Origin of the sequence: Shinella zoogloeoides, assembly GCF_030733845.1 — a bacterium.
Classification (GTDB): Bacteria; Pseudomonadota; Alphaproteobacteria; order Rhizobiales; family Rhizobiaceae; genus Shinella; species Shinella zoogloeoides_C.
Genome location: NZ_CP132311.1, coordinates 1,225,068 through 1,248,769, shown reverse-complemented (window position 1 = coordinate 1,248,769; position 23,702 = coordinate 1,225,068). Strand labels below are relative to the sequence as shown.

At 64.9% G+C, this 23,702-nt stretch carries 23 protein-coding genes and 3 tRNA genes; 8 read left to right on the top strand and 18 right to left on the bottom strand.

Annotated elements, in window-relative coordinates:
• Positions 1 to 4: 4 nt before the first annotated feature.
• The 15 genes from Q9316_RS07135 to Q9316_RS07065 form a co-directional block, all read right to left on the bottom strand.
• Positions 5 to 619: an NADH-quinone oxidoreductase subunit J gene (locus tag Q9316_RS07135; protein WP_306034521.1), complete on the bottom strand. Its 615-nt coding sequence runs from the start codon at positions 617 to 619 to the stop codon at positions 5 to 7.
• A gap of 102 nt (positions 620 to 721) precedes the next feature.
• Positions 722 to 1,213, bottom strand: coding sequence for an NADH-quinone oxidoreductase subunit NuoI (gene nuoI / locus Q9316_RS07130; RefSeq protein WP_160860345.1), 492 nt, complete (start codon positions 1,211 to 1,213; stop codon positions 722 to 724).
• Between the two features lie 36 nt (positions 1,214 to 1,249).
• Positions 1,250 to 2,296, bottom strand: a complete 1,047-nt coding sequence (gene nuoH / locus Q9316_RS07125; RefSeq protein WP_306034520.1) for an NADH-quinone oxidoreductase subunit NuoH — start codon at positions 2,294 to 2,296, stop codon at positions 1,250 to 1,252.
• A 20-nt stretch (positions 2,297 to 2,316) separates the two neighbouring features.
• Positions 2,317 to 4,395 carry an NADH-quinone oxidoreductase subunit NuoG gene (gene nuoG, locus Q9316_RS07120; protein WP_306034519.1) on the bottom strand — a complete coding sequence of 693 codons (2,079 nt, stop codon included), beginning with the start codon at positions 4,393 to 4,395 and terminating at the stop codon, positions 2,317 to 2,319.
• A gap of 118 nt (positions 4,396 to 4,513) precedes the next feature.
• On the bottom strand, positions 4,514 to 5,140 hold the full coding sequence (locus Q9316_RS07115) for an NADH:ubiquinone oxidoreductase (protein ID WP_306034518.1): 627 nt from the start codon (positions 5,138 to 5,140) through the stop codon (positions 4,514 to 4,516).
• A 4-nt stretch (positions 5,141 to 5,144) separates the two neighbouring features.
• Positions 5,145 to 6,449 carry an NADH-quinone oxidoreductase subunit NuoF gene (nuoF, locus tag Q9316_RS07110; RefSeq protein WP_306034517.1) on the bottom strand — a complete coding sequence of 435 codons (1,305 nt, stop codon included), beginning with the start codon at positions 6,447 to 6,449 and terminating at the stop codon, positions 5,145 to 5,147.
• 11 nt (positions 6,450 to 6,460) lie between these two features.
• A complete protein-coding gene (locus Q9316_RS07105) occupies positions 6,461 to 7,579 on the bottom strand; it encodes an NADH-quinone oxidoreductase subunit E (protein ID WP_306034516.1) in 1,119 nt (372 codons plus the stop codon).
• 16 nt (positions 7,580 to 7,595) lie between these two features.
• The gene (locus Q9316_RS07100; protein ID WP_306034515.1) at positions 7,596 to 7,772 is read right to left on the bottom strand and encodes a hypothetical protein; all 177 of its coding nucleotides are present in this window, start codon (positions 7,770 to 7,772) and stop codon (positions 7,596 to 7,598) included.
• The gene (locus Q9316_RS07095) at positions 7,772 to 8,962 is read right to left on the bottom strand and encodes an NADH-quinone oxidoreductase subunit D (RefSeq protein ID WP_306034514.1); all 1,191 of its coding nucleotides are present in this window, start codon (positions 8,960 to 8,962) and stop codon (positions 7,772 to 7,774) included. Before Q9316_RS07095 ends, Q9316_RS07100 begins: the two co-directional genes overlap by 1 nt.
• A gap of 48 nt (positions 8,963 to 9,010) precedes the next feature.
• Entirely contained in the window at positions 9,011 to 9,616 is a 606-nt protein-coding gene (locus tag Q9316_RS07090) for an NADH-quinone oxidoreductase subunit C (protein ID WP_306034513.1), read from the bottom strand.
• 18 nt (positions 9,617 to 9,634) lie between these two features.
• Positions 9,635 to 10,216, bottom strand: a complete 582-nt coding sequence (locus Q9316_RS07085; protein ID WP_306034512.1) for a NuoB/complex I 20 kDa subunit family protein — start codon at positions 10,214 to 10,216, stop codon at positions 9,635 to 9,637.
• Positions 10,207 to 10,572, bottom strand: coding sequence for an NADH-quinone oxidoreductase subunit A (locus Q9316_RS07080; protein WP_119258712.1), 366 nt, complete (start codon positions 10,570 to 10,572; stop codon positions 10,207 to 10,209). The genes Q9316_RS07085 and Q9316_RS07080 overlap by 10 nt, the downstream gene beginning before the upstream one ends.
• A gap of 266 nt (positions 10,573 to 10,838) precedes the next feature.
• Complete coding sequence (locus tag Q9316_RS07075) at positions 10,839 to 11,726, bottom strand: prohibitin family protein (RefSeq protein ID WP_306034511.1); 888 nt, start codon at positions 11,724 to 11,726, stop codon at positions 10,839 to 10,841.
• Positions 11,727 to 11,869: 143 nt separating this feature from the next.
• Positions 11,870 to 11,946, bottom strand: a tRNA-Asp gene (locus Q9316_RS07070).
• 47 nt (positions 11,947 to 11,993) lie between these two features.
• Positions 11,994 to 12,070, bottom strand: a tRNA-Asp gene (locus tag Q9316_RS07065).
• A gap of 242 nt (positions 12,071 to 12,312) precedes the next feature.
• Between Q9316_RS07065 and Q9316_RS07060 the strand changes: the two genes are divergently transcribed.
• Positions 12,313 to 12,388 (top strand) — tRNA-Val (locus tag Q9316_RS07060).
• 148 nt (positions 12,389 to 12,536) lie between these two features.
• Here Q9316_RS07060 and Q9316_RS07055 read toward each other — a convergent pair.
• From Q9316_RS07055 to Q9316_RS07045, 3 genes are all read right to left on the bottom strand, one after another.
• The gene (locus Q9316_RS07055) at positions 12,537 to 12,800 is read right to left on the bottom strand and encodes a hypothetical protein (protein WP_306034510.1); all 264 of its coding nucleotides are present in this window, start codon (positions 12,798 to 12,800) and stop codon (positions 12,537 to 12,539) included.
• 175 nt (positions 12,801 to 12,975) lie between these two features.
• Positions 12,976 to 13,671, bottom strand: a complete 696-nt coding sequence (gene hutC, locus Q9316_RS07050) for a histidine utilization repressor (RefSeq protein ID WP_306035238.1) — start codon at positions 13,669 to 13,671, stop codon at positions 12,976 to 12,978.
• Positions 13,672 to 13,812: 141 nt separating this feature from the next.
• Positions 13,813 to 15,159: a formimidoylglutamate deiminase gene (locus Q9316_RS07045; RefSeq protein ID WP_306034509.1), complete on the bottom strand. Its 1,347-nt coding sequence runs from the start codon at positions 15,157 to 15,159 to the stop codon at positions 13,813 to 13,815.
• A 110-nt stretch (positions 15,160 to 15,269) separates the two neighbouring features.
• Between Q9316_RS07045 and hutI the strand changes: the two genes are divergently transcribed.
• From hutI to Q9316_RS07010, 7 genes are all read left to right on the top strand, one after another.
• Positions 15,270 to 16,496: an imidazolonepropionase gene (gene hutI, locus Q9316_RS07040; RefSeq protein ID WP_306034508.1), complete on the top strand. Its 1,227-nt coding sequence runs from the start codon at positions 15,270 to 15,272 to the stop codon at positions 16,494 to 16,496.
• Between the two features lie 42 nt (positions 16,497 to 16,538).
• Complete coding sequence (gene hutH, locus Q9316_RS07035; protein WP_306034507.1) at positions 16,539 to 18,074, top strand: histidine ammonia-lyase; 1,536 nt, start codon at positions 16,539 to 16,541, stop codon at positions 18,072 to 18,074.
• Between the two features lies 1 nt (position 18,075).
• Positions 18,076 to 18,876, top strand: coding sequence for an N-formylglutamate deformylase (gene hutG, locus Q9316_RS07030; protein ID WP_306034506.1), 801 nt, complete (start codon positions 18,076 to 18,078; stop codon positions 18,874 to 18,876).
• 16 nt (positions 18,877 to 18,892) lie between these two features.
• Positions 18,893 to 20,569: a urocanate hydratase gene (gene hutU, locus Q9316_RS07025; RefSeq protein WP_306034505.1), complete on the top strand. Its 1,677-nt coding sequence runs from the start codon at positions 18,893 to 18,895 to the stop codon at positions 20,567 to 20,569.
• A gap of 63 nt (positions 20,570 to 20,632) precedes the next feature.
• On the top strand, positions 20,633 to 21,958 hold the full coding sequence (locus tag Q9316_RS07020; protein WP_306034504.1) for a YjiH family protein: 1,326 nt from the start codon (positions 20,633 to 20,635) through the stop codon (positions 21,956 to 21,958).
• A complete protein-coding gene (locus tag Q9316_RS07015) occupies positions 21,958 to 22,536 on the top strand; it encodes a HutD/Ves family protein (RefSeq protein WP_306034503.1) in 579 nt (192 codons plus the stop codon). The genes Q9316_RS07020 and Q9316_RS07015 overlap by 1 nt, the downstream gene beginning before the upstream one ends.
• A gap of 72 nt (positions 22,537 to 22,608) precedes the next feature.
• On the top strand, positions 22,609 to 23,595 hold the full coding sequence (locus Q9316_RS07010; RefSeq protein ID WP_306034502.1) for an aldo/keto reductase: 987 nt from the start codon (positions 22,609 to 22,611) through the stop codon (positions 23,593 to 23,595).
• Positions 23,596 to 23,702: the final 107 nt, after the last annotated feature.

The following is a 23,702-nucleotide window of genomic DNA, read 5'->3' as shown; positions in this document are numbered from 1 at the left end:
GGCCTCAGATGCCCTGTCCCGGCTTCACCTTGACGACCTCGACGGCGGTTTCCGGCGTGCGGGCGACCTGCTGCGAGATGTTCTGGCGCTTGATGTGTGGCTTGTGGCGCAGCGTCAGCACGATGGCGCCGATCATGGCGACGAGCAGCACGAGGCCGGCGATCTGGAAGAAGTAGACGTAATGCGTGTAGAGCACGTCGCCGAGGGCGGCCGTGTTCTGGCGCTCGGCGACCGGGGGGATCGGCATCGAGGCATTGGCGGCGATCTCCGGCGAGAGCGTCGAGCCGCCGACCACGACGACAAGCTCGATCGCCAGGATGACGCCGATCAGCGCGCCGACCGGTGCGTATTCGAGAGCACCCGCACGCAACTCGGCGAAATCGATGTCGAGCATCATGACGACGAAGAGGAAGAGAACCGCGACGGCGCCGACATAGACGACCAGCAGGATCATCGCCAGGAACTCGGCGCCCGTCAGAAGGAACAGGCCCGCCGAATTGAAGAAGGTGAGGATCAGGAACAGCACGGAATAGACCGGGTTCCTGGACGCGATCACCATGAAGGCGGACGCCACCGCCACGAAGGCGAACAGATAGAAGAATAGAGCCTGCAGACCCATTTTGGTGCCTTTTCGTCTTCCCCGGAGAAGGATCCCCTCCCCCGTCGAAGCCTGACGACCGTTCGTCAGGCACGTGCTTTCATTTTTCCTTCCCGCTGCAGATCAGCGGTAAGGCGAATCCATAGCGATGTTGCGGGCGATTTCCCGCTCCCAGCGATCGCCGTTCTCAAGGAGCTTCTGCTTGTCGTAGTAGAGCTCTTCGCGCGTCTCGGTCGCGAACTCGAAGTTCGGTCCCTCGACGATGGCGTCGACCGGGCAGGCTTCCTGGCAGAAGCCGCAATAGATGCACTTCACCATGTCGATGTCGTAGCGCACCGTGCGGCGCGTGCCGTCGTTGCGGCGCGGGCCGGCCTCGATGGTGATGGCCTGAGCCGGACAGATGGCTTCGCACAGCTTGCAGGCGATGCAGCGTTCCTCGCCGTTCGGGTAGCGGCGCAGCGCATGCTCGCCGCGGAAGCGCGGAGAGACCGGGCCCTTTTCGAAGGGATAGTTCACCGTCGCCTTCGGGCGGAAGAAGTAGCGCATCGACAGGAAGAATGCGCCGACGAATTCCTTGAGGAACAGCGAATTTACGGCTTGCGAAAGACTAGCCATTTCAAGCTCCAATGCTGCTGAGGGTCAGGGCGGTCCTCATGCGGACCAGCCCGTGAGCTTCAGCACGAATGCAACGATGACGACCATGGCCAGCGAGATCGGCAGGAAGACCTTCCAGCCGAGACGCATGAGCTGGTCGTAGCGGTAGCGCGGCACGAAGGCCTTCACCATCGCGAACATGAAGAAGACGAAGGACGCCTTCAGGACGAACCAGATGATGCCCGGCACCCAGTTGAGGAACCAGACGTCCACCGGAGGGAGCCAGCCCCCGAGGAAGAGGATCGTCGTCAGGGCGCACATCAGGCAGATGGCGGCATATTCGCCGAGCATGAACATCATGTACGGGGTCGAGCCGTATTCCACCATGAAGCCGGCGACGAGTTCGGATTCGGCTTCCGGCAGGTCGAAGGGGGGGCGGTTCGTCTCGGCGAGCGCCGAGATGAAGAACACCACGAACATCGGGAACAGCGCCAGCCAGTGCCAGTCGAGGAAGGAGGCCGGCAGGCCGAGGCGCGTGCCGAGGCCGTCGCTTTGCGACATGACGATGTCCGTCAGGTTCAGCGAGCCGACGCAGAGCAGGACCGTGACGATGACGAAGCCGATCGACACTTCATAGGAGACCATCTGCGCGGCAGAGCGCAGGGCACCGAGGAACGGGTACTTCGAGTTCGAAGCCCAACCGCCCATGATGATGCCGTATACTTCGAGCGAGGAGATCGCGAAGATGTAGAGGATGCCGACATTGATGTTGGCGATCACCCAGCCGTTGTTGAGCGGCACGACCGCCCAGGTGGCGAGCGCCAGCGTCACGGAGACGAGCGGGGCGAGCAGGAAGATCGCCTTGTTGGCGGTAGCCGGGATCACCGGCTCCTTGAAGACGAACTTCAGAAGGTCGGCGAAGGACTGGAACAGGCCCCAGGGGCCGACGACGTTCGGGCCGCGGCGCAACTGGACGGCTGCCCATATCTTGCGGTCGGCAAGGAGCACGTAGGCGATGAAGACCAAGAGCGCGACCAGAAGCAGCAGCGACTGGGCGACCATGATCACGGCAGGCCAAACGTAGGTCGAAATGAAAGCGTCCATAATGCTTTATCCCTTCGCGCTCATTCCGCCGCGACTTTGAAATTGTTGCGGGCCAGAGCCGAGCATTCGGCCATGACCGCGGAGGCGCGCGCTATCGGGTTCGTCAAATAGAAGTCTTTGATCGGAGACGCAAACCCGGAATTCGCCATCTTCCCGCCTTTTTTCGCAAGGGCGGAAAGATCGGCACTGTCGCCGGCTGCAATCGCGTCGATCTCGGCGAAATGCGGGTGGGCTGCGTACAGTTTTGCGCGCAGCTGCACGAGCGAATCGAAGGGCAGCTTCTTGCCGAGCACGTCGGACAGAGCGCGCAGGATCGCCCAGTCCTCGCGGGCATCGCCCGGCGCAAAGCCGGCGCGGTTGCCGAGTTGGACGCGGCCTTCCGTGTTGACCCAGGTGCCGGACTTCTCGGTATAGGTCGCGCCCGGCAGGATGACGTCGGCGACATGCGCCGCGTTATCGCCGTGCGAGCCGATATAGACCGTGAAGGCGGTCTTGCGGGAGAAGTCCATCTCGTCCGCGCCGAGCAGGAACAGCACGTCCGTGCCGGTGAGCATCTCCGCCGCCGTCTTGCCGCCCTCGCCCGGCACGAAGCCGAGGTCGAGGCCGCCGACGCGGGCAGCCGCGGTGTGCAGCACGGCAAGGCCGTTCCACTCCGCCTTCACCGCGCCGACCTTTTCCGCCAGGGCGGAGACGGCCGAAAGAACGGCAAGGCCGTCGGCGCGCGACAGAGCGCCTTGGCCGACGATGATCATCGGGCGCTCGGCCTTCTTCAGCTTGGCCGCGAACTTGACCGAACCGTCGATGAGGCCGGAGAGCGTGTCCGTACCGGCGCCGAGATATTCGTAGCCGTAGCGCAGCTCGCCCTCTTCGCCGATCACGCCGATCGGGAAATTGTCCATGCGCCAGCGCTTGCGGATGCGGGCGTTGAGCACGGCGGCTTCGAGGCGCGGATTGGCGCCCACGATGAGCAGCGCGTCGGCCTGCTCGATGCCTTCGATGGTCGGGTTGAAGAGGTAGCTAGCGCGGCCGAGCGACGGGTCGAGCGCCGAGCCGTCCTGGCGGCAGTCGACGTTCGTGGAGCCGAGCGCGGTCATCAGTTCGCGCAGCGCATAGATTTCCTCAACAGAGGCAAGGTCGCCGGCGATCGCGCCGAGGCGGTCGCCCGGCTTGCCGGCAACGGCAGCCTTGATGGCGCCGAAGGCTTCGGCCCAGCTTGCAGGCTGGAGACGGCCGTCCTTGCGGACATAGGGACGGTCGAGGCGCTGGGTCTTCAGGCCGTCCCAGATGAAGCGGGTCTTGTCGGAGATCCACTCCTCGTTGATCTCTTCATTGACGCGCGGCAGGATGCGCATGACCTCGCGGCCGCGCGTATCGACGCGGATCGCCGAGCCGACGGCGTCCATGACGTCGATGGATTCGGTCTTGTTCAGCTCCCACGGGCGGGCCGTGAAGGCGAAGGGTTTGGAGGTGAGCGCGCCGACCGGGCAGAGGTCGACCACATTGCCCTGCAGTTCGGAGGTCATCGCCTGTTCGAGATATGTGGTGATCTCGGCATCCTCACCGCGGCCGATCAGGCCAAGCTCCGTGATGCCGGCCACTTCCGTCGTGAAGCGGACGCAGCGCGTGCAGTGGATGCAACGATTCATGATCGTCTTGACGAGCGGGCCGATATACTTGTCCTCGACCGCGCGCTTGTTCTCGGCGTAGCGCGAGCTATCGATGCCGAAGGCCATCGCCTGGTCCTGCAGGTCGCATTCGCCGCCCTGGTCGCAGATCGGGCAATCCAGCGGGTGGTTGATGAGCAGGAACTCCATCACGCCTTCGCGCGCCTTCTTGACCATCGGCGTGGTCGTGAAGACTTCCGGCGACTCGCCGTTCGGGCCGGGGCGAAGATCGCGCACGCTCATGGCGCAGGAGGCCGCCGGCTTCGGCGGGCCGCCCTTCACCTCGACAAGGCACATGCGGCAGTTGCCGGCAACCGACAGCCGCTCGTGGAAACAGAAGCGCGGAACTTCGGCGCCGGCCTCCTCGCACGCCTGAAGCAGCGTGAAGTGATCCGGGACTTCGATTTCTTTTCCGTCGACTTTCAGCTTTGCCATATCTCAATTCCCGCTTTTGACGTGGGAACCCCGCGTCGCGCCAGCGCCATTCTCTCCGGCGTCCGGTCCGGGCCCTGCCCTTTCCGTCGGCCTTTGTTTCTCTGCCGGGTCCGGCGGGTTATCCCCTGCCCTTACCCAGCGCCTTTGCCTGCTCCACCCAGCCGTCGCGGGCGATGCGCCCGCTGAACCCGAGTTCGGCTTCGATCCTTGCCGCATCCGCGTCCGTCAGGGCCGCGATGTCGGCGTAACGCTTGAGCCCCATGCCGTTCAGCACCTGCTCCAGCTTCGGCCCGATGCCCGAAATCGCCTTCAGGTCATCGGCCTTGACGGCTTTCTCCGCCCTCGGCGTCGCGCTTTTCTCGCGCGCCACCTTCACCTTCGGTTCCACGGCCGGCAGATCGGCCTTCGGAACCACCCGCAGTTCCGGCTTCGCCTTCACCGGCGCTGCCATCCCCTCTGCGGCTTCGACCCCTGCGGCCCGTTCGGCCGCATCGTCCAACATCACCTTCGTCCGCTCCGCGGCGCTCTGCATCACGCCCAGCATCGCCCCGGCCATCTGGCCTGCGATGCCGAAGCCGATGGCGCTGGTCGCGACCATTGCCGCCACCGGGTGGGTCATCAGCGGGTGCAGCCGCACATCCGGCATTTCCTTCAGCCAAGGCGCCAGACCGAACGGGTCGTCGCCGGCGGCTGTCGCCGGCGGGGTGTCGGTTGCATGCGCTTCCTGTCCCACCGGCTTCTTCATCGTCTTACTCCGCCGCTTCCAGCACGGCGCCGTGCGCCATGGCGTTGGCCGTGTACTGGTCGATGCGCGCCTCGATCTCGGGGCGGAAGTTGCGGATCAGGCCCTGGATCGGCCAGGCCGCAGCATCGCCGAGCGCGCAGATCGTGTGGCCCTCGATCTGCTTGGTGACGTCGAACAGCATGTCGATCTCGCGCTTCTGCGCATTGCCGGTGACCATGCGCTGCATGACGCGCATCATCCAGCCGGTGCCTTCGCGGCACGGCGTGCACTGGCCGCAGCTCTCGTGCTTGAAGAAGGCCGAGATGCGCCAGATCGCCTTGATGATGTCCGTCGAGCGATCCATGATGATCATGCCGCCGGTGCCGAAGGAGGACTTGACGTCGCGCAGGCCGTCGAAGTCCAGCGTGACATTCATCATGTCCTCGCCCTTGACGACCGGGCACGACGCCCCGCCGGGGATGACCGCGAGCAGGTTGTCCCAGCCGCCGCGGATGCCGCCGCCGTGCTTCTCCACCATTTCACGGAAGGAGATGCCCATGGCCTCCTCGACCGTGCAGGGCTTGTTGACGTGGCCGGACATCATGAACAGCTTGGTGCCGACGTTGTTCGGACGGCCGAAGCTGGAGAACCAGGCCGCGCCGCGGCGCAGGATGGTCGGCGTCACGGCGATGGATTCGACATTGTTGACCGTCGTCGGGCAGCCATAAAGGCCCATATTGGCCGGGAACGGCGGCTTGAGGCGCGGCTGGCCCTTCTTGCCTTCCAGGCTTTCGAGCAGCGCGGTTTCCTCGCCGCAGATATAGGCGCCGGCGCCGTGGTGGACGTAGACGTCGATGTCGTAGCCGAGCTTGTTGTTCTTGCCGAGCAGGCCCGCCTCGTAGCATTCGTCGATGGCCGCCTGCAGCGCCTCGCGTTCGCGGATGAACTCGCCGCGCACGTAGATATAGGCCGCATGGGCGCCCATGGCGAAGGAGGCGACGACGCAGCCTTCGATCAGCGTGTGCGGATCGTGGCGCAGGATATCACGGTCCTTGCAGGTGCCGGGCTCGGATTCGTCGGCATTGACGACGAGGTAATGCGGACGGCCGTCGGATTCCTTCGGCATGAAGGACCACTTTAGGCCGGTCGGGAAGCCGGCGCCGCCGCGGCCGCGCAAGCCCGAGGACTTGACCTCGTTGATGATCCAGTCGCGGCCCTTTTCGAGGAGCTGCTTGGTGCCGTCCCAATGGCCGCGGGCCATGGCGCCCTTCAGCGACCTGTCCTTGGTGCCGTAGATATTGGTGAAGATGCGATCCTGGTCTTTAAGCATGATTCACCCCTTTACCGCGGCTTCTTGCCGAAGACGCGGATGTATTCCGCTTCGCCGCCCTTGGCGAGCGCCTCGGCCTGCTTGGCCCAGTCGTCGCGCTCGATGCGGCCCTTGAAATTCAGATAGCCATCGACCCATTCGCGCTCCGCCTTCTTCCAGGCGGCGACCTGCGCGAAGGTGAAGATGCCGAGTTCGTGAAGGGTGCCCTCGATCTTCGGGCCGACGCCGGAGATGAGCTTGAGGTCGTCGACGGTGGCAGGACGCGCGATGCCGGCGGGGCGGCTCTTGTCGTCGAGCGAAGGCTTGCCGATGAGCCCGGCCGCATCGCCGCCCTCGGCGCGCGTGTCGCCCTTGGCCTCAGCGTTGGCAGCGGCTTCCGCCTTGGCGGTGGCCGGGGTCTTCAGCTTCGGATCGGTTTCCTCGGCGTCCGTCTTCGCGCGGGCGGCGTTGGACGGGGGAACGCTGACGCTGTCCTCGTCCGCCTTCTTGGCGCGGGTCGTCGTCTTCCTGGCGACCGGTTCCGGCTCGTTGAGGCTGGTGAGGCCACCGACCGGCGCGGAATAGATGCGGTCGATTTGCGTGCCGGGCGTGATGTCGGAGCCCTTGCCGGCGTCGAAACGGTCGATGATGTGCTCGAGCTGCGTCGGCGTCAGGTCCTCGTAGCTGTCCTTGAAGATCATGATCATCGGGGCGTTGACGCAGGCGCCCTGACACTCGACCTCTTCCCAGGAGAGCGTGCCGCCCTCGTTGAGGTGGAAGGGCTCGGGATGGATGCGCTTCTTGCAGACGTTGATCAGGTCTTCCGCGCCGCGCAGCATGCAGGGCGTCGTGCCGCAGACCTGGACATGGGCGCGCGTGCCGACCGGCAGAAGCTGGAACTGCGTGTAGAAGGTCGCGACTTCGAGCACGCGGATATAGGCCATGTCGAGCATGTCGGCGACGGATTCGATCGCGGCCTTGGTGACCCAGCCGTCCTGCTCCTGCGCCCGCATCAGCAGCGGAATGACCGCCGATTGCTGGCGGCCCTTGGGATACTTGTTGATCGTTGCCTTTGCCCAGGCCGCATTCTCCTTGGTGAAGGCGAAGCTGGCGGGCTGGACATTGTCATCGGCTAGTCGACGAACGGACATTCTGTAACGCCTTGTCTCAGTTAATCTGCCGGCGCTGCGTTTCCGCCGTGTTGGCGAAGCCGCGGGCATGAGCCGACGTGTCGTTCTGAAGGAATAGGATGGCGCAGCCCGCCGACACGCCGCAACGCCCGGCCGCCAGCGCAAGGGCGGCGGTCGGCATGGCGACGCTCATGGCATGGGCTGCGGCCGGCATCAGCGGTCAACCTCGCCGAACACGATGTCGAGCGAGCCCAGGATCGCCGAGACGTCGGCGAGCTGGTGGCCGCGACAGATGAAATCCATCGCCTGGAGATGGGCATAGCCCGGGGCGCGGATCTTGCAGCGGTAGGGCTTGTTGGTGCCGTCGGCGACGACGTAGACGCCGAACTCGCCCTTCGGCGCCTCGACGGCCGCATACACTTCACCGGCCGGTACGTGATAGCCTTCGGTGTAGAGCTTGAAGTGGTGGATGAGCCCTTCCATCGAACGCTTCATCTGGCCGCGCTTCGGCGGAACCATCTTGCCGTCGATCGAGGAGACCGGTCCGACCTTGGCGTCGCCGAGCAGGCGGTCGACGCACTGGCGCATGATCTTGGCCGCTTCGCGCATCTCGATCATGCGGATGACGTAACGGTCGTAGCAGTCGCCGTTCTTGCCGATCGGAATGTCGAAGTCGAGGTCGGAATAGCACTCGTAGGGCTGCGAGCGGCGCAGGTCCCACGCCGCGCCGGAACCGCGCACCATGACGCCCGAGAAGCCCCAGGCCCAGCAGTCTTCCAGCTTCACCACGCCGATATCGACGTTACGCTGCTTGAAGATGCGGTTGCCGGTGAGCAGTTCATCGATATCGTCGACGGTCTTCAGGAACGGGTCGATCCACTTGCCGATGTCTTCCACCAGCTCGTGCGGCAGGTCCTGGTGCACGCCGCCCGGACGAATATAGGCCGAGTGCATGCGCGCGCCGCAGGCACGCTCGTAGAACACCATCAGCTTCTCGCGCTCCTCGAAGCCCCAGAGCGGCGGCGTCAGCGCGCCGACGTCCATGGCCTGCGTGGTGACGTTGAGGAGGTGCGAAAGGATGCGGCCGATTTCGGAATAGAGCACGCGGATGAGCTGGCCGCGGATCGGCACTTCCGTGCCCGTCAGCTTTTCGACGGCGAGCGCGAAGGCATGCTCCTGGTTCATCGGCGCCACGTAGTCGAGGCGGTCGAAATAGGGCACGGCCTGAAGATAGGTCTTCGTCTCGATCAGCTTCTCGGTGCCGCGGTGCAGCAGGCCGATATGCGGATCGACGCGCTCGACGATTTCGCCGTCGAGTTCGAGCACGAGGCGCAACACGCCGTGTGCCGCCGGGTGCTGCGGCCCGAAGTTGATGTTGAAATTGCGAACGTTGTGCTCGTTCATACCGCTTGCTCCAGAGGTCGGCGCCCTATCGGGTCACCTGACCCAAAATCAGTTCTGCTTCGCCTTCTCGTCGCCCGGCAGCACGTAGTCGGTGCCTTCCCAGGGAGAGAGGAAGTCGAAGTTGCGGAATTCCTGCTTCAGTTCGACAGGCTCGTACACGACGCGCTTGACCTCGTCGTCATAGCGCACTTCCACGAAACCGGTCGTCGGGAAGTCCTTGCGCAGCGGGTACCCCTCGAAACCGTAGTCGGTGAGGATGCGGCGCAGGTCCGGGTGGCCGGTGAAGAGAATGCCGTACATGTCGTAGGCTTCGCGCTCGAACCAGTCGGCGCCCGGATAGACCGCGCAGGCGGAGGGAACGGGCTGGTCCTCGCCGGTCGCGACCTTGACGCGGATGCGCTGGTTCTGGCGCGGCGACAGGAGGTGGTAGACCACGTCGAAACGCTCGGCGCGGGCCGGCCAGTCCACGCCGCAGATATCGACGAGGTTGACGAAGCCGCACTGCACGTCGTCGCGCAGGAACGTCAGAAGATCGATGACGCGTGCGCCGTCCGTCTTCAGGGTGAGTTCGCCATAGGCGATATCGGCGGAGGCGACGAGACCGCCGACTGCTTCGCCGATATAGGAGGAAAGCTCCTGGAGGGCTTCGCTCATCTTCTAAGTCCCCTGCCCTTAACGCTCGATCGTACCGGTCCGGCGGATTTTCTTCTGCAGCAGGAGCACACCGTAGAGGAGCGCTTCCGCTGTGGGAGGACAGCCTGGTACATAGATGTCTACCGGCACCACGCGGTCACAGCCGCGCACCACCGAATACGAATAGTGATAGTAGCCGCCGCCATTGGCGCAGGAGCCCATCGAGATGACGTAGCGCGGCTCCGGCATCTGGTCGTAGACCTTGCGCAGCGCGGGGGCCATCTTGTTGGTCAGCGTGCCGGCGACGATCATGACGTCGGACTGGCGCGGCGAGGCGCGCGGCGCGAAGCCGAAACGCTCGACGTCGTAACGCGGCATGGAAAGCTGCATCATCTCGACGGCGCAGCAGGCCAGGCCGAAGGTCATCCACATCAGCGAGCCGGTGCGGGCCCAGGTGATGAGTTCGTCCGTGGAAGTGACCAGAAAACCCTTGTCGGCGAGCTCGTTGTTGATCTCGCCGAAGAAGGCATCGTTGCTGCCGACGGGCTTGCCGGTATTGGGATCGATGATCCCCTTCGGCTGCTGGGCAACAAGCGTGTTGTTGGTATGAGCTACTCCCATTCGAGTGCCCCCTTCTTCCATTCGTAGATAAAGCCGATGGTCAGGACACCGAGGAAGACCATCATCGACCAGAAGCCGAACCAGCCCATGTCGCCGAAGGAGACGGCCCAGGGGAAGAGGAAGGCCACTTCGAGGTCGAAGATGATGAAGAGGATCGACACCAGATAGAAGCGGATGTCGAATTTCATGCGCGCATCGTCGAACGCATTGAAGCCGCACTCGTAAGCGGAAAGCTTTTCCGAATCGGGGGCCTTGTAGGCGACGGCAAACGGCGCGACCAGCAAGGCAATGCCGATCACAAGCGCGATACCGATGAAGATGGCGATCGGGATATAGGAACCGAGAAGTTCAGTCATTGGCGTCCATCCTGCCTGCTCACGGCGCCGGAGAGACGCCTGTTGGCCCAAAGACCTGCAAGCCGAGAAAGTATGTTGCAACGCCACGTCGTTAGCGCAGTGAGCGTCCCCGCGCAAGGCTTTGTCCGGCTTTCGCCGCAATCATTGTGCTCTTTTCCGGGTCACCCGGAAAAGCCGTTGGCAAAGCCATTTAAATCGTTACGAATTCAGGAGTGCCGGCGTGCGGGGCGTTTCGCCGCAGGTGCGAAGAAAAAGCCCCTCGCCGCCTAGTTTGCATTGAGGTTGAGCATGGGGATCGACCCGCCCGGCAGCATGGTACGCGGCAACTGGCCGTCCCACCGTTCCGCCTGCGTCAAGGATACGAGGCCCGGATTGTCCTTCAGCGCGTCGCCGCGCGCCTTGATCGCCTCTGCCTCGGCCTCGCCGCGCAGCCGGATCGCTTCCGATTCGGCCTGGGCCGCCAGACGCACGGCATCGGCCTGCGCCTGCGCTTCCGCGCGGCGGGCGTCGGCCTGGGCGCGGGCCTGCGTCACGGTGATCTCGGCCTGCACCTTCTCACGCTCGGCATTCTGCCGGAGGCGCTGCACCTCGACCTCGGCCAGCATGCGCTGCTCGATACTCGCCTCGTAGGCTTCGGAGAAATCGATGTTCTCGATCTGCACGCTGTCGATGACGACGGGGCCGGACACGCCCTCCTGGATCGCCGTCGCGACCTCGGCGTTGAGGCGCCCGCGCTCCTGGATGGCCGTCACCGCATTGAAGCGGCCGAACACAGTCTTCGTCTCCTCGAAAACCTTGCGCTCGATGAGGCGCGAGAGCAGCCCGTCCTCGCCGCCGTAATTGGCATAGACGTCCTGCACGCGGTCGGTGGGGATGCGATAATTCACGGAAAGGCGGATATCGGCCGGCTGCTGGTCGCGGCTGTAGGCCTCCATCTTCTCGTAGACGACGGCCTTCGATTGCACGGAGATTCGCACGACCGAATCGATGAGCGGCAGCTTGAAGCCGAGGCCCGGTTCGGCCGTACCCGAAACGGCGCCGTAGCGCAGGATCACACCACGCTCGCCCTGGTCGATGGTGAACCATGAGCCGAACAGGATGCTGAGCGCGACGAGCGCGGCGACACCCGTCAAAGCCATCGTAACATAACGCATGCGAATCCCCCTCTTCGACGGCAAGCTATACGAAGACGGGAAAGCGGCGAAAAACATTCGTCGGAAAAGGCAAGAATCTTCAGCGAAACGCCGCTCAGGCGCTGCGTGAAGAAAACCGCATAACGATCTGGAAGGAAAAGAAATGGCGCGAGTGACGGGGCTCGAACCCGCGACCTCCGGCGTGACAGGCCGGCACTCTAACCGACTGAGCTACACCCGCGCATCTTTTCGACCTTTCGGTCCCGCATGTTCGTCCGGCCCTTCGAGTGGCGCGAGTGACGGGGCTCGAACCCGCGACCTCCGGCGTGACAGGCCGGCACTCTAACCGACTGAGCTACACCCGCATCCTCGAAAGCGTCCGGATGAAAGACATCCGTCCCGAGCGGCCTCAGCCGTTCGATGAGCGGCTAACTACGGGGTTCGTGTTTGGGTGTCAAGCAGGTTTCAAGACAAAACAATGACGCGCCGCGAAATGTTTCCACACCCTTTTGCTTCCAGCCGCCTGCTCAAAAAAATGTAAAATAATTTGGCATTTGCCTCTTGCGGTTCAATCCGGTTCCGCATAGATCACAGCCACCAACGCGGCGGGCGATTAGCTCAGTTGGTAGAGCGCCTCGTTTACACCGAGGATGTCGGCGGTTCGAGTCCGTCATCGCCCACCATTCTTTCCCGAAACTTCCGCCATATTTTCCGAGTTGCAGGCCGCCGCTTCGCGCCAGCATGCTGCCGACCGGGCCGTCCTCTCCTGTCCGGTCCGATCTTCGCGCGTAAAAGCCCCGCTCCCGAGGCTTCCGCTGCGATTCCGGCGGTTCAATGCGTGGTCGGCGTGTCTTCTTCTTCCAGAAACGACTTTATCCCGTCCCGCGCGATCGTCGCCAGGAACTCGTCGAACGCCTCGCGATCCGTCGCGAAGGGCTCGTCCCATTCGAAGAGGTCCTCGTTCTGGGTGATGACTTCCAGCTTCCAGTCGTTCTGCGTACCGGCCGGGCGATAGATGTCGACGAGGACGGTGATATCGTCCTCGGTATATTCTCCCGAAAGCTCGGAATGCTCCAGTTTGGGCTTCTTGGTCATGGCTGGCCGATCACACGAAGGAAAAAACAAGGCAGAACGGCCAGCGTGATCTCGCGGCAGCGACGTGACGTCAATCGGTCGCCCGACCCCGATCTAAAACTATCGGCAGTCGCGTTCTGCAAATCCTTGTGACAGAGCGGGCGTTCTGCGTCCACCCCTTCGTGAACCCTTCGGTTCACACCCCCTGTTTGGGATGCGTCGGGGCGAATTCGGCGACGAGCTCGTGTTTTTCGCCGGGATAGGTCAGGCGCACATGGGTGATGTAGAGGCCGCCGCTCCAGGTGCGGCGCTCGACGACGAGACAGGGCGTGCCGGGCGCGATCGCCAGGAGTTCGGCGGCGCGGGCATCGGCGCCGACGGCGCGGATGCGGTGTTCGGCGGCACTCCACGGCACGCGGCTGATCAGCCAGGCGCCGGGGGCGGTATCGGTGAAGGTCTCCTCCTCGGCTTCCGGCACGGCCGCGAGGTTGATGAGGCGGTCTTCCAGGCAGAACGGCTGAGCACCGGCGAAATGGAGCGCGGCGATTTCCGTCAGGCGCGACGGTTCGGGCAGGTCCATAAGGCGCCGGTCGGCGGCCTTCGCGGCGCGGTCGACACGCGTGCGGCGCTCATACCGGTAGGGCAGCCCGAGCGATTCGACCTCCAGGCGGATGTCGTGAATTTCGAGGACGGCGGATTGTGCGTGCGGATGCGTGACGTAGCTGCCGGACTTGCGACGGCGCTCGATGAGGCCGCGCTTGACCAGTTCGGTGATCGCCTTGTTCACCGTCATGCGCGAGCATTGGTACTGTTCGGTCAGTTCGTGCTCGAAGGGAATGCGGTAGCCGGGCGGCCATTCGCCGGACAGGATCCTGCCCTCCACATCCTCCAGGATACGGCGATGCAGCGAAGGCTCCTTGGCCTCGACCGCGATTCTATCCTCGTCGATGGAAATGGTCGCCTCCGCTCCGGGCGCAGATTCGCCCGGTCTTGAAACCTCATAGGAAAGGCCGATGCGCCTTTCAATATACCTTCAGGCCTCGGTCAGCGCCCGCATCGTCGCAGTGAAGCGACGGCCGACCGCCGCACGCGCCACATGCCGGCCGCCCTCGACCTGCTTGCGCCCGTTCACCCAGACGCAATCGACATCCGCGCCGTTCGCAAAGATCCAGCCGTCGAGCAGCGCGTCACCCACCGGATCGAGACCGTGACGGGCCTTGACGCTGACGAAATCGGCCGCATTGCCCACGGCGATCCCCGATTGCGCGCCGAGAGCGGCCGCGCCACCGGCCAGCGCGCCGTCGAAGAGCGCGCGGCCGGTCGAGCCGCCCGGTGCGGCAAGCACGTTACGGGCGCGATGGGCGAGACGCTGGGAATATTCGAGCTGGCGCAACTCATCCGGCAGGCCGATCAGCACGTTCGAATCGGAGCCCACGCCGAACCGGCCGCCGGCGGCGAAGAAATCGGGCGCCGGAAAAGTGCCGTCGCCGAGATTGGCTTCCGTGATCGGGCAAAGGCCGGCAATGGCACCGGCTTCCGCCATGCCCTGCGTTTCGGCGTCGGTCATGTGCGTGGCGTGGATGAAGCACCAGCGGCCATCGACCTTCTGGTTGTCGAGCAGCCATTCCACCGGACGGCGGCCGCACCAGGCGACGCTGTCCTCCACTTCCTTGACCTGTTCGGAAATGTGGATGTGGATCGGCTTGTCACCGGCCATGGCGACGACAGCCGTCAGTTCGTCGGGCGTGACGGCGCGCAGGCTGTGCGGCGCGACACCGGTGACGCCATCCGGCAAGGCATTCGTGAGGGCGCGGCAGCGCTCCAACAGGGCGGCATAGGAATCACGGTCGTTGATGAAGCGGCGCTGGCCCTCGCCCGGCGCCGTGCCGCCGAAGCCGGCATGGGCATAGAAGACGGGCAGCAGCGTCAGCGCGATGCCTGTTTCGGATGCCGCCGCGGCGATGCGCGCGGCCATCTCGCCGATATCGCCGTAGTGCCCGCCGTCCTTGTCGTGGTGCAGATAGTGGAATTCGCCGACACGGGTGAAGCCGGCCTCCAGCATCTCGACATAGAGCTGCGCGGCCACGGCCTCGACGTCGTCGGGCGTCATGGAAAGCGCGAAGCGGTACATGACATTGCGCCAGCTCCAGAACGAGTCGCTGCCCGGCCCGCGCGTTTCCGCAAGGCCCGCCATGCCGCGCTGGAAGGCGTGGCTGTGCAGGTTCGGCATGCCGGCGACCACAGTGTCGTGGCGCTCTTCGCCTGCCGCGGGAGCGGTATCCGTTTCGAGCGTCGCGATGCGGCCGCCTTCGATGCCGATACGAACGTTCTTCGCCCAGCCGCCCGTAAGCAGCGCCTGTCTTGCATGAATGACGGCCACGGCCTGTCTCCTCTCCCGATTGCACACGCTCGACGCCGCTTGTCAAATTGGCTCTTGCGTCCGTTGCGATTATGTATATACATTATATTCATCACAGGGAAGAGGCAATCATGGTGATGGGAACGGAAAAGGACACGGTCCGCGTCTGGCGCAATGCAAGGCTCGCGACACTGAAGGAGAGCCTGCCGGGCCTCGGCATCGTCGAAAACGGCGCCATTGCCGTCCGCGACGGGCGCATCGCCTTTGCCGGGCCGGAAGCCGAGCTTCCTGCCGCCTTCGCCGCCGCAGAAAGCGTCGATTGCGAAGGCCGCTGGATCACCCCCGGCCTCATCGACTGCCATACCCATCTCGTGCATGCCGGCGACCGCGCCCATGAATTCGAGCTTCGCCTCGCCGGCGCCTCCTATGAGGAAGTCGCGCGAGCCGGCGGCGGCATCGTCTCCTCGGTCAAGGCGCTCAGGGCGGCCAGCGAGGACGATCTCGTGCACCAGACCCTGCCCCGCCTCGACGCGCTGATCGCCGAGGGCGTGACGACGGTTGAACTGAAATCCGGCTACGGCCTCGACACGGAAAACGAGCTGAAATCGCTGCGCGCCGCCCGCCGCATCGCGGAGGAGCGCGACGTCACCGTGCGCACCACCTTCCTCGGCGCCCACGCGCTGCCGCCGGAAATGAACGGCGACAAGACGGCCTATGTGGAGAAGGTCGTCAACGAGATGCTGCCGGCCATTGCTGCCGAAGGGCTTGCCGACGCCGTCGACGGCTTCTGCGAGGGCATCGCCTTTTCGCCGGACGAGATGGCGCGGGTCTTCGATGCCGCCAAGGGCCACGGCCTGCCGTTGAAACTTCATGCCGACCAGCTTTCCAACCTCCACGGCGCCGAGCTTGCCGCCCGCTACGGCGCGCTGTCGGCCGACCATCTCGAATATACCGACGATGCGGGTGCGGCCGCCATGGCGAAAGCCGGCACCGTCGCCGTGATCCTGCCGGGCGCCTTCTACTTCATCCGCGAGACGAAGAAGCCGCCGGTCGATCTCTTCCGCAAGCACGGCGTGAAGATGGCCGTCGCCACCGATTCAAACCCCGGCACCTCGCCGCTCACTTCGCTGCTGCTCACCATGAACATGGCCGCGACCCTCTTCGGCATGACCGTCGAGGAATGCATCGCCGGCACGACCCGTGAGGCGGCCCGCGCGCTCGGCCTCGTCGACGAGGTGGGAACGCTCGAAGCCGGAAAATGGGCCGATTTCGTCCTCTGGGACATCGGCCGGCCGGCGGAACTGGTCTACCGCATGGGCTTCAACCCCCTGCATGCCCGTATCCGCAGCGGACATTAATTCAGTCAAGTCGCAGCTTCGCGCTGCATCGGGGAATGAACCATGACGATCACGCTTCACCCGGGCTCCGTGCCCCTGAAAACCCTTGAAACCATCTATTGGACCGGCGAGGCCGCCAGGCTCGACGCCTCCTTCGACGCGGGCATCGAGAAGGCCGCCGCGCGCATCGCGGAAATCGCCGCCGGCGACGAACCCGTCTACGGCATCAATACCGGCTTCGGCAAACTCGCCTCCATCAAGATCGCCCCGGCCGACGTCGCCACGCTCCAGCGCAACCTGATCCTGTCGCACTGCTGCGGCGTCGGCAAACCGCTGGCCGAAAACATCGTACGCCTCGTCATGGCGCTGAAGCTGATCTCGCTCGGCCGCGGCGCTTCGGGCGTGCGCATCGAGATCGTTCGCCTTCTCGAGGCCATGCAGGCCAAGGGCGTCGTTCCGGTCATCCCGGAACAGGGCTCCGTCGGCGCCTCGGGCGACCTCGCCCCCCTCGCCCACATGACGGCCGTGATGCTCGGCGAAGGCGAGGCCTTCTATGCCGGCGAACGCCTGCACGGCGGCGACGCCCTCGCAAAGGCAGGCCTGAAGCCTGTCGTCCTGGCCGCCAAGGAAGGCCTCGCTCTCATCAACGGCACGCAGGTTTCCACCGGCCTTGCGCTCGCCGGCCTCTTCCGCGCCCACCGGGCCGCGCAAGCGGCCCTCGTCACCGGCGCGCTTTCCACCGATGCCGCCATGGGGTCTTCCGCGCCGTTCCATCCGGATATCCACACGCTGCGCGGCCACAAGGGCCAGATCGACGCCGCCGCCGCGCTGCGCGCGCTGCTCGCCGGCTCGGTCATCCGCGAAAGCCACATCACCGGCGACGAGCGCGTGCAGGACCCCTATTGCATCCGCTGCCAGCCGCAGGTCGACGGCGCCTGCCTCGATCTCCTGCGCTCGGCCGCCCGCACGCTGGAAATCGAAGCCAATGCCGTGACCGACAATCCGCTGGTGCTCTCCGACAACAGCGTCGTTTCCGGCGGCAATTTCCATGCCGAGCCCGTCGCCTTCGCCGCCGACCAGATCGCGATTGCGACCTGCGAGATCGGCGCCATCGCCCAGCGCCGCATCGCGCTGCTGGTCGATCCCGCCCTCTCCTTCGGCCTGCCGGCCTTCCTCGCCAAGAAGCCCGGCCTCAACTCCGGCCTGATGATCGCGGAAGTCACCTCCGCCGCACTGATGAGCGAGAACAAGCAGATGGCGCACCCCGCCTCGGTCGATTCGACGCCCACCTCCGCCAACCAGGAAGACCATGTCTCCATGGCCTGCCACGGCGCCCGCCGCCTGCTGCGCATGACCGAAAACCTTTCGGCCATCGTCGGCATCGAGGCGCTGACGGCCGCGCAGGGTATCGAGTTCCGCGCCCCGCTGACCACCAGCCCGGAACTTCAGAAGGTCGTGGCGTCGCTGCGCACCGTCGTTTCGACGCTGGAGGAAGACCGCTACATGGCGCCTGATCTCGCCAGCGCCAGCACGTTCGTCTCTTCCGGCGCGCTCGCCGCGTCGGTCTCCAAGGGCATCCTGCCGGTGCTGGAGGCATAACGTGGCCGTCTTCGAACTCCACCAGGGCACCTCGCCCGTCATTCTCGCCTTCCCGCATACCGGCACGGACGTTCCGGCCGATATCTGGGAACGCCTTGATGACAACGGCCGCATCCTTGCCGATACGGACTGGCACATCGAGCGTCTCTATGCCGGCCTGCTGCCGGAAGCGACGACGTTGCGCGCCACCTTCCACCGCTATGTCATCGACGCCAACCGCGATCCCGCCGGCGTCAGCCTCTATCCCGGCCAGAACACCACCGGCCTCGTTCCCGAAACGGATTTCGACGGCAAGCCGATCTGGAAAGACGGCAAGGCGCCGACCGAGGCTGACATCGCCTACCGGCTCGCCAATTTCCACGCGCCCTACCATGCGGCCCTTGCCGCCGAGATCGAGCGCGTGAAGGCGATCCACGGCGTGGCGATCCTCTACGACTGCCACTCGATCCGCTCGCTCATCCCCTTCCTCTTCGAGGGACGGCTGCCGGACTTCAACATCGGCACCGACATGAGCCGCACCTGCGACAAGGCGATCGAGACGGCGATGGTCGAGGCCTGTGCGGCGGCCGAGGGCTATACGAGCATCCTCAACGGCCGCTTCAAGGGCGGCTGGACGACGCGCCATTACGGCAAGCCGGAAACCGGCGTGCACGCCATCCAGATGGAGCTCGCCCAGGTGAGCCACCTCGCCACGGAGGTCCCGCCCTTCGATCTGGACGCGGAAAAGGCCGCACGGCTCCGCATTCACCTGAAAGACATTCTGCACCGTATCGAGGCGCTCGCCTCCACCCTCAAACGCTGATCCGGGAGAACCAGCCATGACCGACAATCCCCGCCACAACATCCGCGAAATCCGCGCCGCCACCGGCACCGAGCGCACAGCCAAGAGCTGGCTGACCGAAGCGCCGCTGCGCATGCTGATGAACAACCTCGACCCCGACGTCGCGGAAAACCCGCACGAACTGGTCGTCTATGGCGGCATCGGCCGCGCCGCCCGCACCTGGGCCGACTTCGACAAGATCGTCGCCTCGCTGCGCGATCTGGAAGAGAACGAGACGCTGATCGTGCAGTCCGGCAAGCCGGTCGGCATCTTCCGCACGCACAAGGATGCCCCGCGCGTACTGATCGCCAACTCCAACCTCGTGCCGCACTGGGCGACGTGGGACCATTTCAACGAGCTGGATAAGAAGGGTCTTGCCATGTACGGCCAGATGACGGCCGGTTCGTGGATCTATATCGGCTCGCAGGGCATCGTGCAGGGCACCTACGAGACCTTCGTGGAGGCCGGCCGCCAGCATTACAACGGCAACCTCAAGGGCAAGTGGGTGCTGACCGGCGGCCTCGGCGGCATGGGCGGCGCCCAGCCGCTCGCCGCCGTCATGGCCGGCGCCTCGTGCCTTGCCGTGGAGTGCAATCCCGATTCGATCGATTTCCGCCTGCGCACTCGCTACATCGACGAAAAGGCCGAAACGCTCGACGAAGCCATGGCGATGATCGACCGCTGGACGAAAGCCGGCGAAGCCAAGTCCGTGGGCCTGCTCGGCAACGCTGCCGAAATCCTGCCGGAAATGATCCGCCGCGGCATCCGTCCGGACATGGTCACCGACCAGACCTCGGCGCACGACCCGATCAACGGCTACCTGCCGAAGGGCTGGACGATGGCCGAATGGAAGGCCAAGCGCGAGAGCGACCCGAAGGCCGTCGAAAAGGCCGCCCGCGCCTCCATGCGCGAGCATGTGGAAGCGATGATCGCCTTCCAGGACATGGGCATCCCGACCTTCGACTATGGCAACAACATCCGCCAGGTCGCCAAGGAAGAAGGTCTTGAAAACGCCTTCGCCTTCCCGGGCTTCGTGCCGGCCTATATCCGCCCGCTGTTCTGCAAGGGCATCGGCCCGTTCCGATGGGCCGCACTCTCGGGCGATCCGGAGGACATCTACAAGACCGACGCCAAGGTGAAGGAGCTGCTGCCCGACAACAAGCACCTGCACAACTGGCTGGACATGGCGAAGGAGCGCATCTCCTTCCAGGGCCTGCCGGCGCGCATCTGCTGGGTCGGCCTCGGCGACCGCCACCGCCTCGGCCTCGCCTTCAACGAGATGGTAAAGAACGGCGAGCTGAAGGCTCCGATCGTCATCGGCCGCGACCACCTCGATTCGGGTTCCGTCGCCTCGCCGAACCGCGAGACGGAAGCGATGAAGGACGGTTCGGACGCCGTGTCCGACTGGCCGCTGCTCAACGCCCTGCTCAACACCGCCTCCGGCGCGACCTGGGTGTCGCTCCACCACGGCGGCGGCGTCGGCATGGGCTTCTCGCAGCATTCGGGCGTCGTCATCTGCTGCGACGGCACGGATGAGGCCGCCGAGCGCGTCGGCCGCGTCCTGTGGAACGACCCGGCGACCGGTGTCATGCGCCATGCGGATGCGGGCTACGACATCGCGATCGACTGCGCGAAGGAAAAGGGCCTGCGCCTGCCGGGCATCCTCGGCAACTGATCGAACCATTCGGGGCGGCGTCATGCCGCCCCCTTTTGTTTCCCTCGACGGGAGGAGGACCCCATGACAGACATTACCAGCAACGACGGCGGCTCGCGGGCCAGCGCCGGTCTCAAACTCGTTATTTTCAGCCTGATCGGCATCTTCCTTTTCTTCGTGCCGGTCACGATCGCGGGCAAGTCGACGATCCTGCTCGACCATGCCGCCACGGCGCTCGCCACCGGGATGCGCCCCGTCGCCGTCACCTTCGTGTGCCTTCTCATTGCCTATGGCGCGGTCGGCCCCTTCATCCGGGGCACATGGAAGAAGAACACCACGGAGATGATCTTCTCCGTCCTGCGCGTGCTCGGCCTCGTCCTTGCCGGCATGTACCTCGCCGGCATCGGACCGGAAATCTTCTTCGCGCCTGACATGCTGCCCTTCCTGTTCGACAAGCTCGTTCTGTCCGTCGGCCTCATCGTGCCGATCGGGGCACTGGCGCTCGCCTTCCTCATCGGCTACGGCCTCCTGGAATTCACCGGCGTGCTCGTGCAGCCCGTCATGCGGCCGATCTGGCGCACGCCGGGCTGGTCGGCCATCGACGCCGTCGCCTCCTTCGTCGGCAGTTACTCGCTGGCCCTGCTCATCACCGACCGCGTCTTCAAGGAAGGCAAATATACGGTGCGCGAGGCCGTCATCATCGCGACCGGCTTTTCGACCGTCTCGGCCACCTTCATGATCATCGTCGCCAAGACGCTCGGCCTGATGGGTAGCTGGAACCTCTATTTCTGGACGACATTCGTCGTGACCTTCGTGGTGTCGGCCATCACCGCGCGCTTGTGGCCGATTGCCGGCAAGGAGCATCCGGCCGACCGTGACCAGGCCCTTCCGACCGGCAAGTCCCGCATCCAGACGGCGATCGATGTCGGCATCGACCAGGCGCAGGCCGCACCGCCGCTGCTTTCGCTGCTGCGCGATACCTTCCTCGACGGACTGCGCATGGCCTCGCTCATCCTGCCGAGCATCATGGCCGTGGGCCTTCTCGGCCTGCTGGCGGCGAAATATACGCCGCTCTTCGACATCATCGGCCTCACGCTTTATCCCTTCACCTGGATCGCGCAGTTCGCCGACCCGATGCTTGCCGCCAAGTCGATGGCCTCCGGCCTTGCCGAAATGTTCCTGCCGGCGATCCTGCTGAAAGATGCGGACATCGCGCTGAAGTTCGTCGCCGCCGTGGTTTCGGTCAGCCAGGTCCTGTTCCTGTCGGCCTCGATCCCCTGCGTCCTGGCGACTTCCATCCCGCTGTCCATGCGTGACCTGATCGTGATCTGGTATATCCGCACCGCGCTCAGCATCCTGGTTACCGCGCCGGTGGCTTGGATTGCCGTCTCCATGGGCTGGCTCGCCTGATGACGCGCCTCATGCGCAACAGCGACCATCGCCGCATGCCGTGGAAGAACGGCGGCGGTGAGACGGTCGAGGTGATCGTGCATCCGCAGGGCGCAAGCCTTGCGGATTTCGGCTGGCGCGTCAGCATGGCGACGGTGGCCAGCGACGGGCCGTTCTCCGTGTTTCCCGGCATCGACCGCACGCTGGCGGTGCTTTCCGGCGACGGCATGGACCTCTCCATCGAGAGGCTTGGCGAGAAACGGCTGACACCGCAATCCGAGCCCCTCGCTTTCCCCGCCGACGCACCGACCACGGCGCGCCTTGCGGGTGGACCGATCACCGACCTCAATGTGATGACGCGGCGCGGGGTTTTCGGACACAGGCTCACGCATCATGTCGCCGACGGCGCACAGCCGCTCGCGGCATTGTTGGGCGAGCGCCTGCTGCTGGCGCTCGAACCGCTTGGCGTTTCCACCGAAGCGGGGCTCGTCGGCCTCCAGCCGCTCGACGCCCTCCTGCTCGACGGGGCGGAAACGGCCGAAGTATTGCCGGCGGGCGAAAGTGCCGCCTTCTATCTCGTCGAAATCACAGCGGCCTGAGCGTCGTTCCTTGTCCGCTCCCGAGCGGAGTGCTACCTCCCGGCACATCCATTTTTGCCGGGAGATATTTTCATGAGACATCGCAAATTCGGCCGCACGGGTTTCACCACCACGGATATCGGCTTCGGCGCCTGGCAGATCGGCGGCGCCTGGGGCGATGTCAGCGAAGCGGACGGCCGCGCCGCGCTTCACGCCGCGCTCGATGCCGGCATGAGCTTCATCGACACCGCCGACGTCTATGGCGACGGCCGCTCGGAGAAGATCATCGCTGACGTGCTTAAGGAGCGTGGCGGCCAGCGCCCGATGGTGGCCACAAAAGCCGGGCGCCGGCTCTCGCCGCATGTCGCTGATGGCTACACCAGGGAAAACCTCGAAGGCTTCATCGACCGGAGCCTGACGAATCTCGGCGTCGAGCGCCTCGACCTCGTACAGCTCCATTGCCCGCCGACGGAGGTCTATTACCGCCCCGAGGTCTTCCAGGCGCTGGAGGAGATCAAGGCCGCCGGCAAGATCGCCAATTACGGCGTCAGCGTCGAGAAGGTCGAGGAGGCGCTGAAGGCGATCGAATATCCCGGCGTCGTCAGCGTTCAGATCATCTACAACATGTTCCGCCAGCGCCCGGCGCAGCTTTTCTTCAAGGAAGCCGCCCGTCGCCATGTCGCCGTCATCGCCCGCGTGCCGCTGGCAAGCGGCCTGCTCTCCGGCAAGATCACGCGCGACACGGCCTTTGCCGCCGACGACCACCGAAACTTCAACCGTCAGGGCGACGCCTTCGACGTCGGCGAGACCTTTGCCGGCGTACCCTTCGAGGCCGGGCTTCAGGCCGTCGAGGAAATCCGTGCGCTGGTGCCGGCCGGCGCCACCATGGCCGCCTTCGCGCTGCGCTGGATCCTGATGGCGGAGGCCGTCAGCGTCGTCATTCCCGGCGCGCGCAACGGCGAGCAGGCAAGGGCCAATGCCGGTGCGGCAAGCCTGCCGGCCATTCCCGAGGACGTGATGGAGGCGACGCGCGAGATCTATTACCGGCTCGTCGCACCGCATGTGCACGCCCGCTGGTAAGCCAGCAAGCGCATAAACGGGAATGATAGCGAACATCATGGCTATCTATTTCGTTTATGCGCGGCCCCGCGCTACCGTTCCCACCGGTCACAATCAGAACAGGGGAA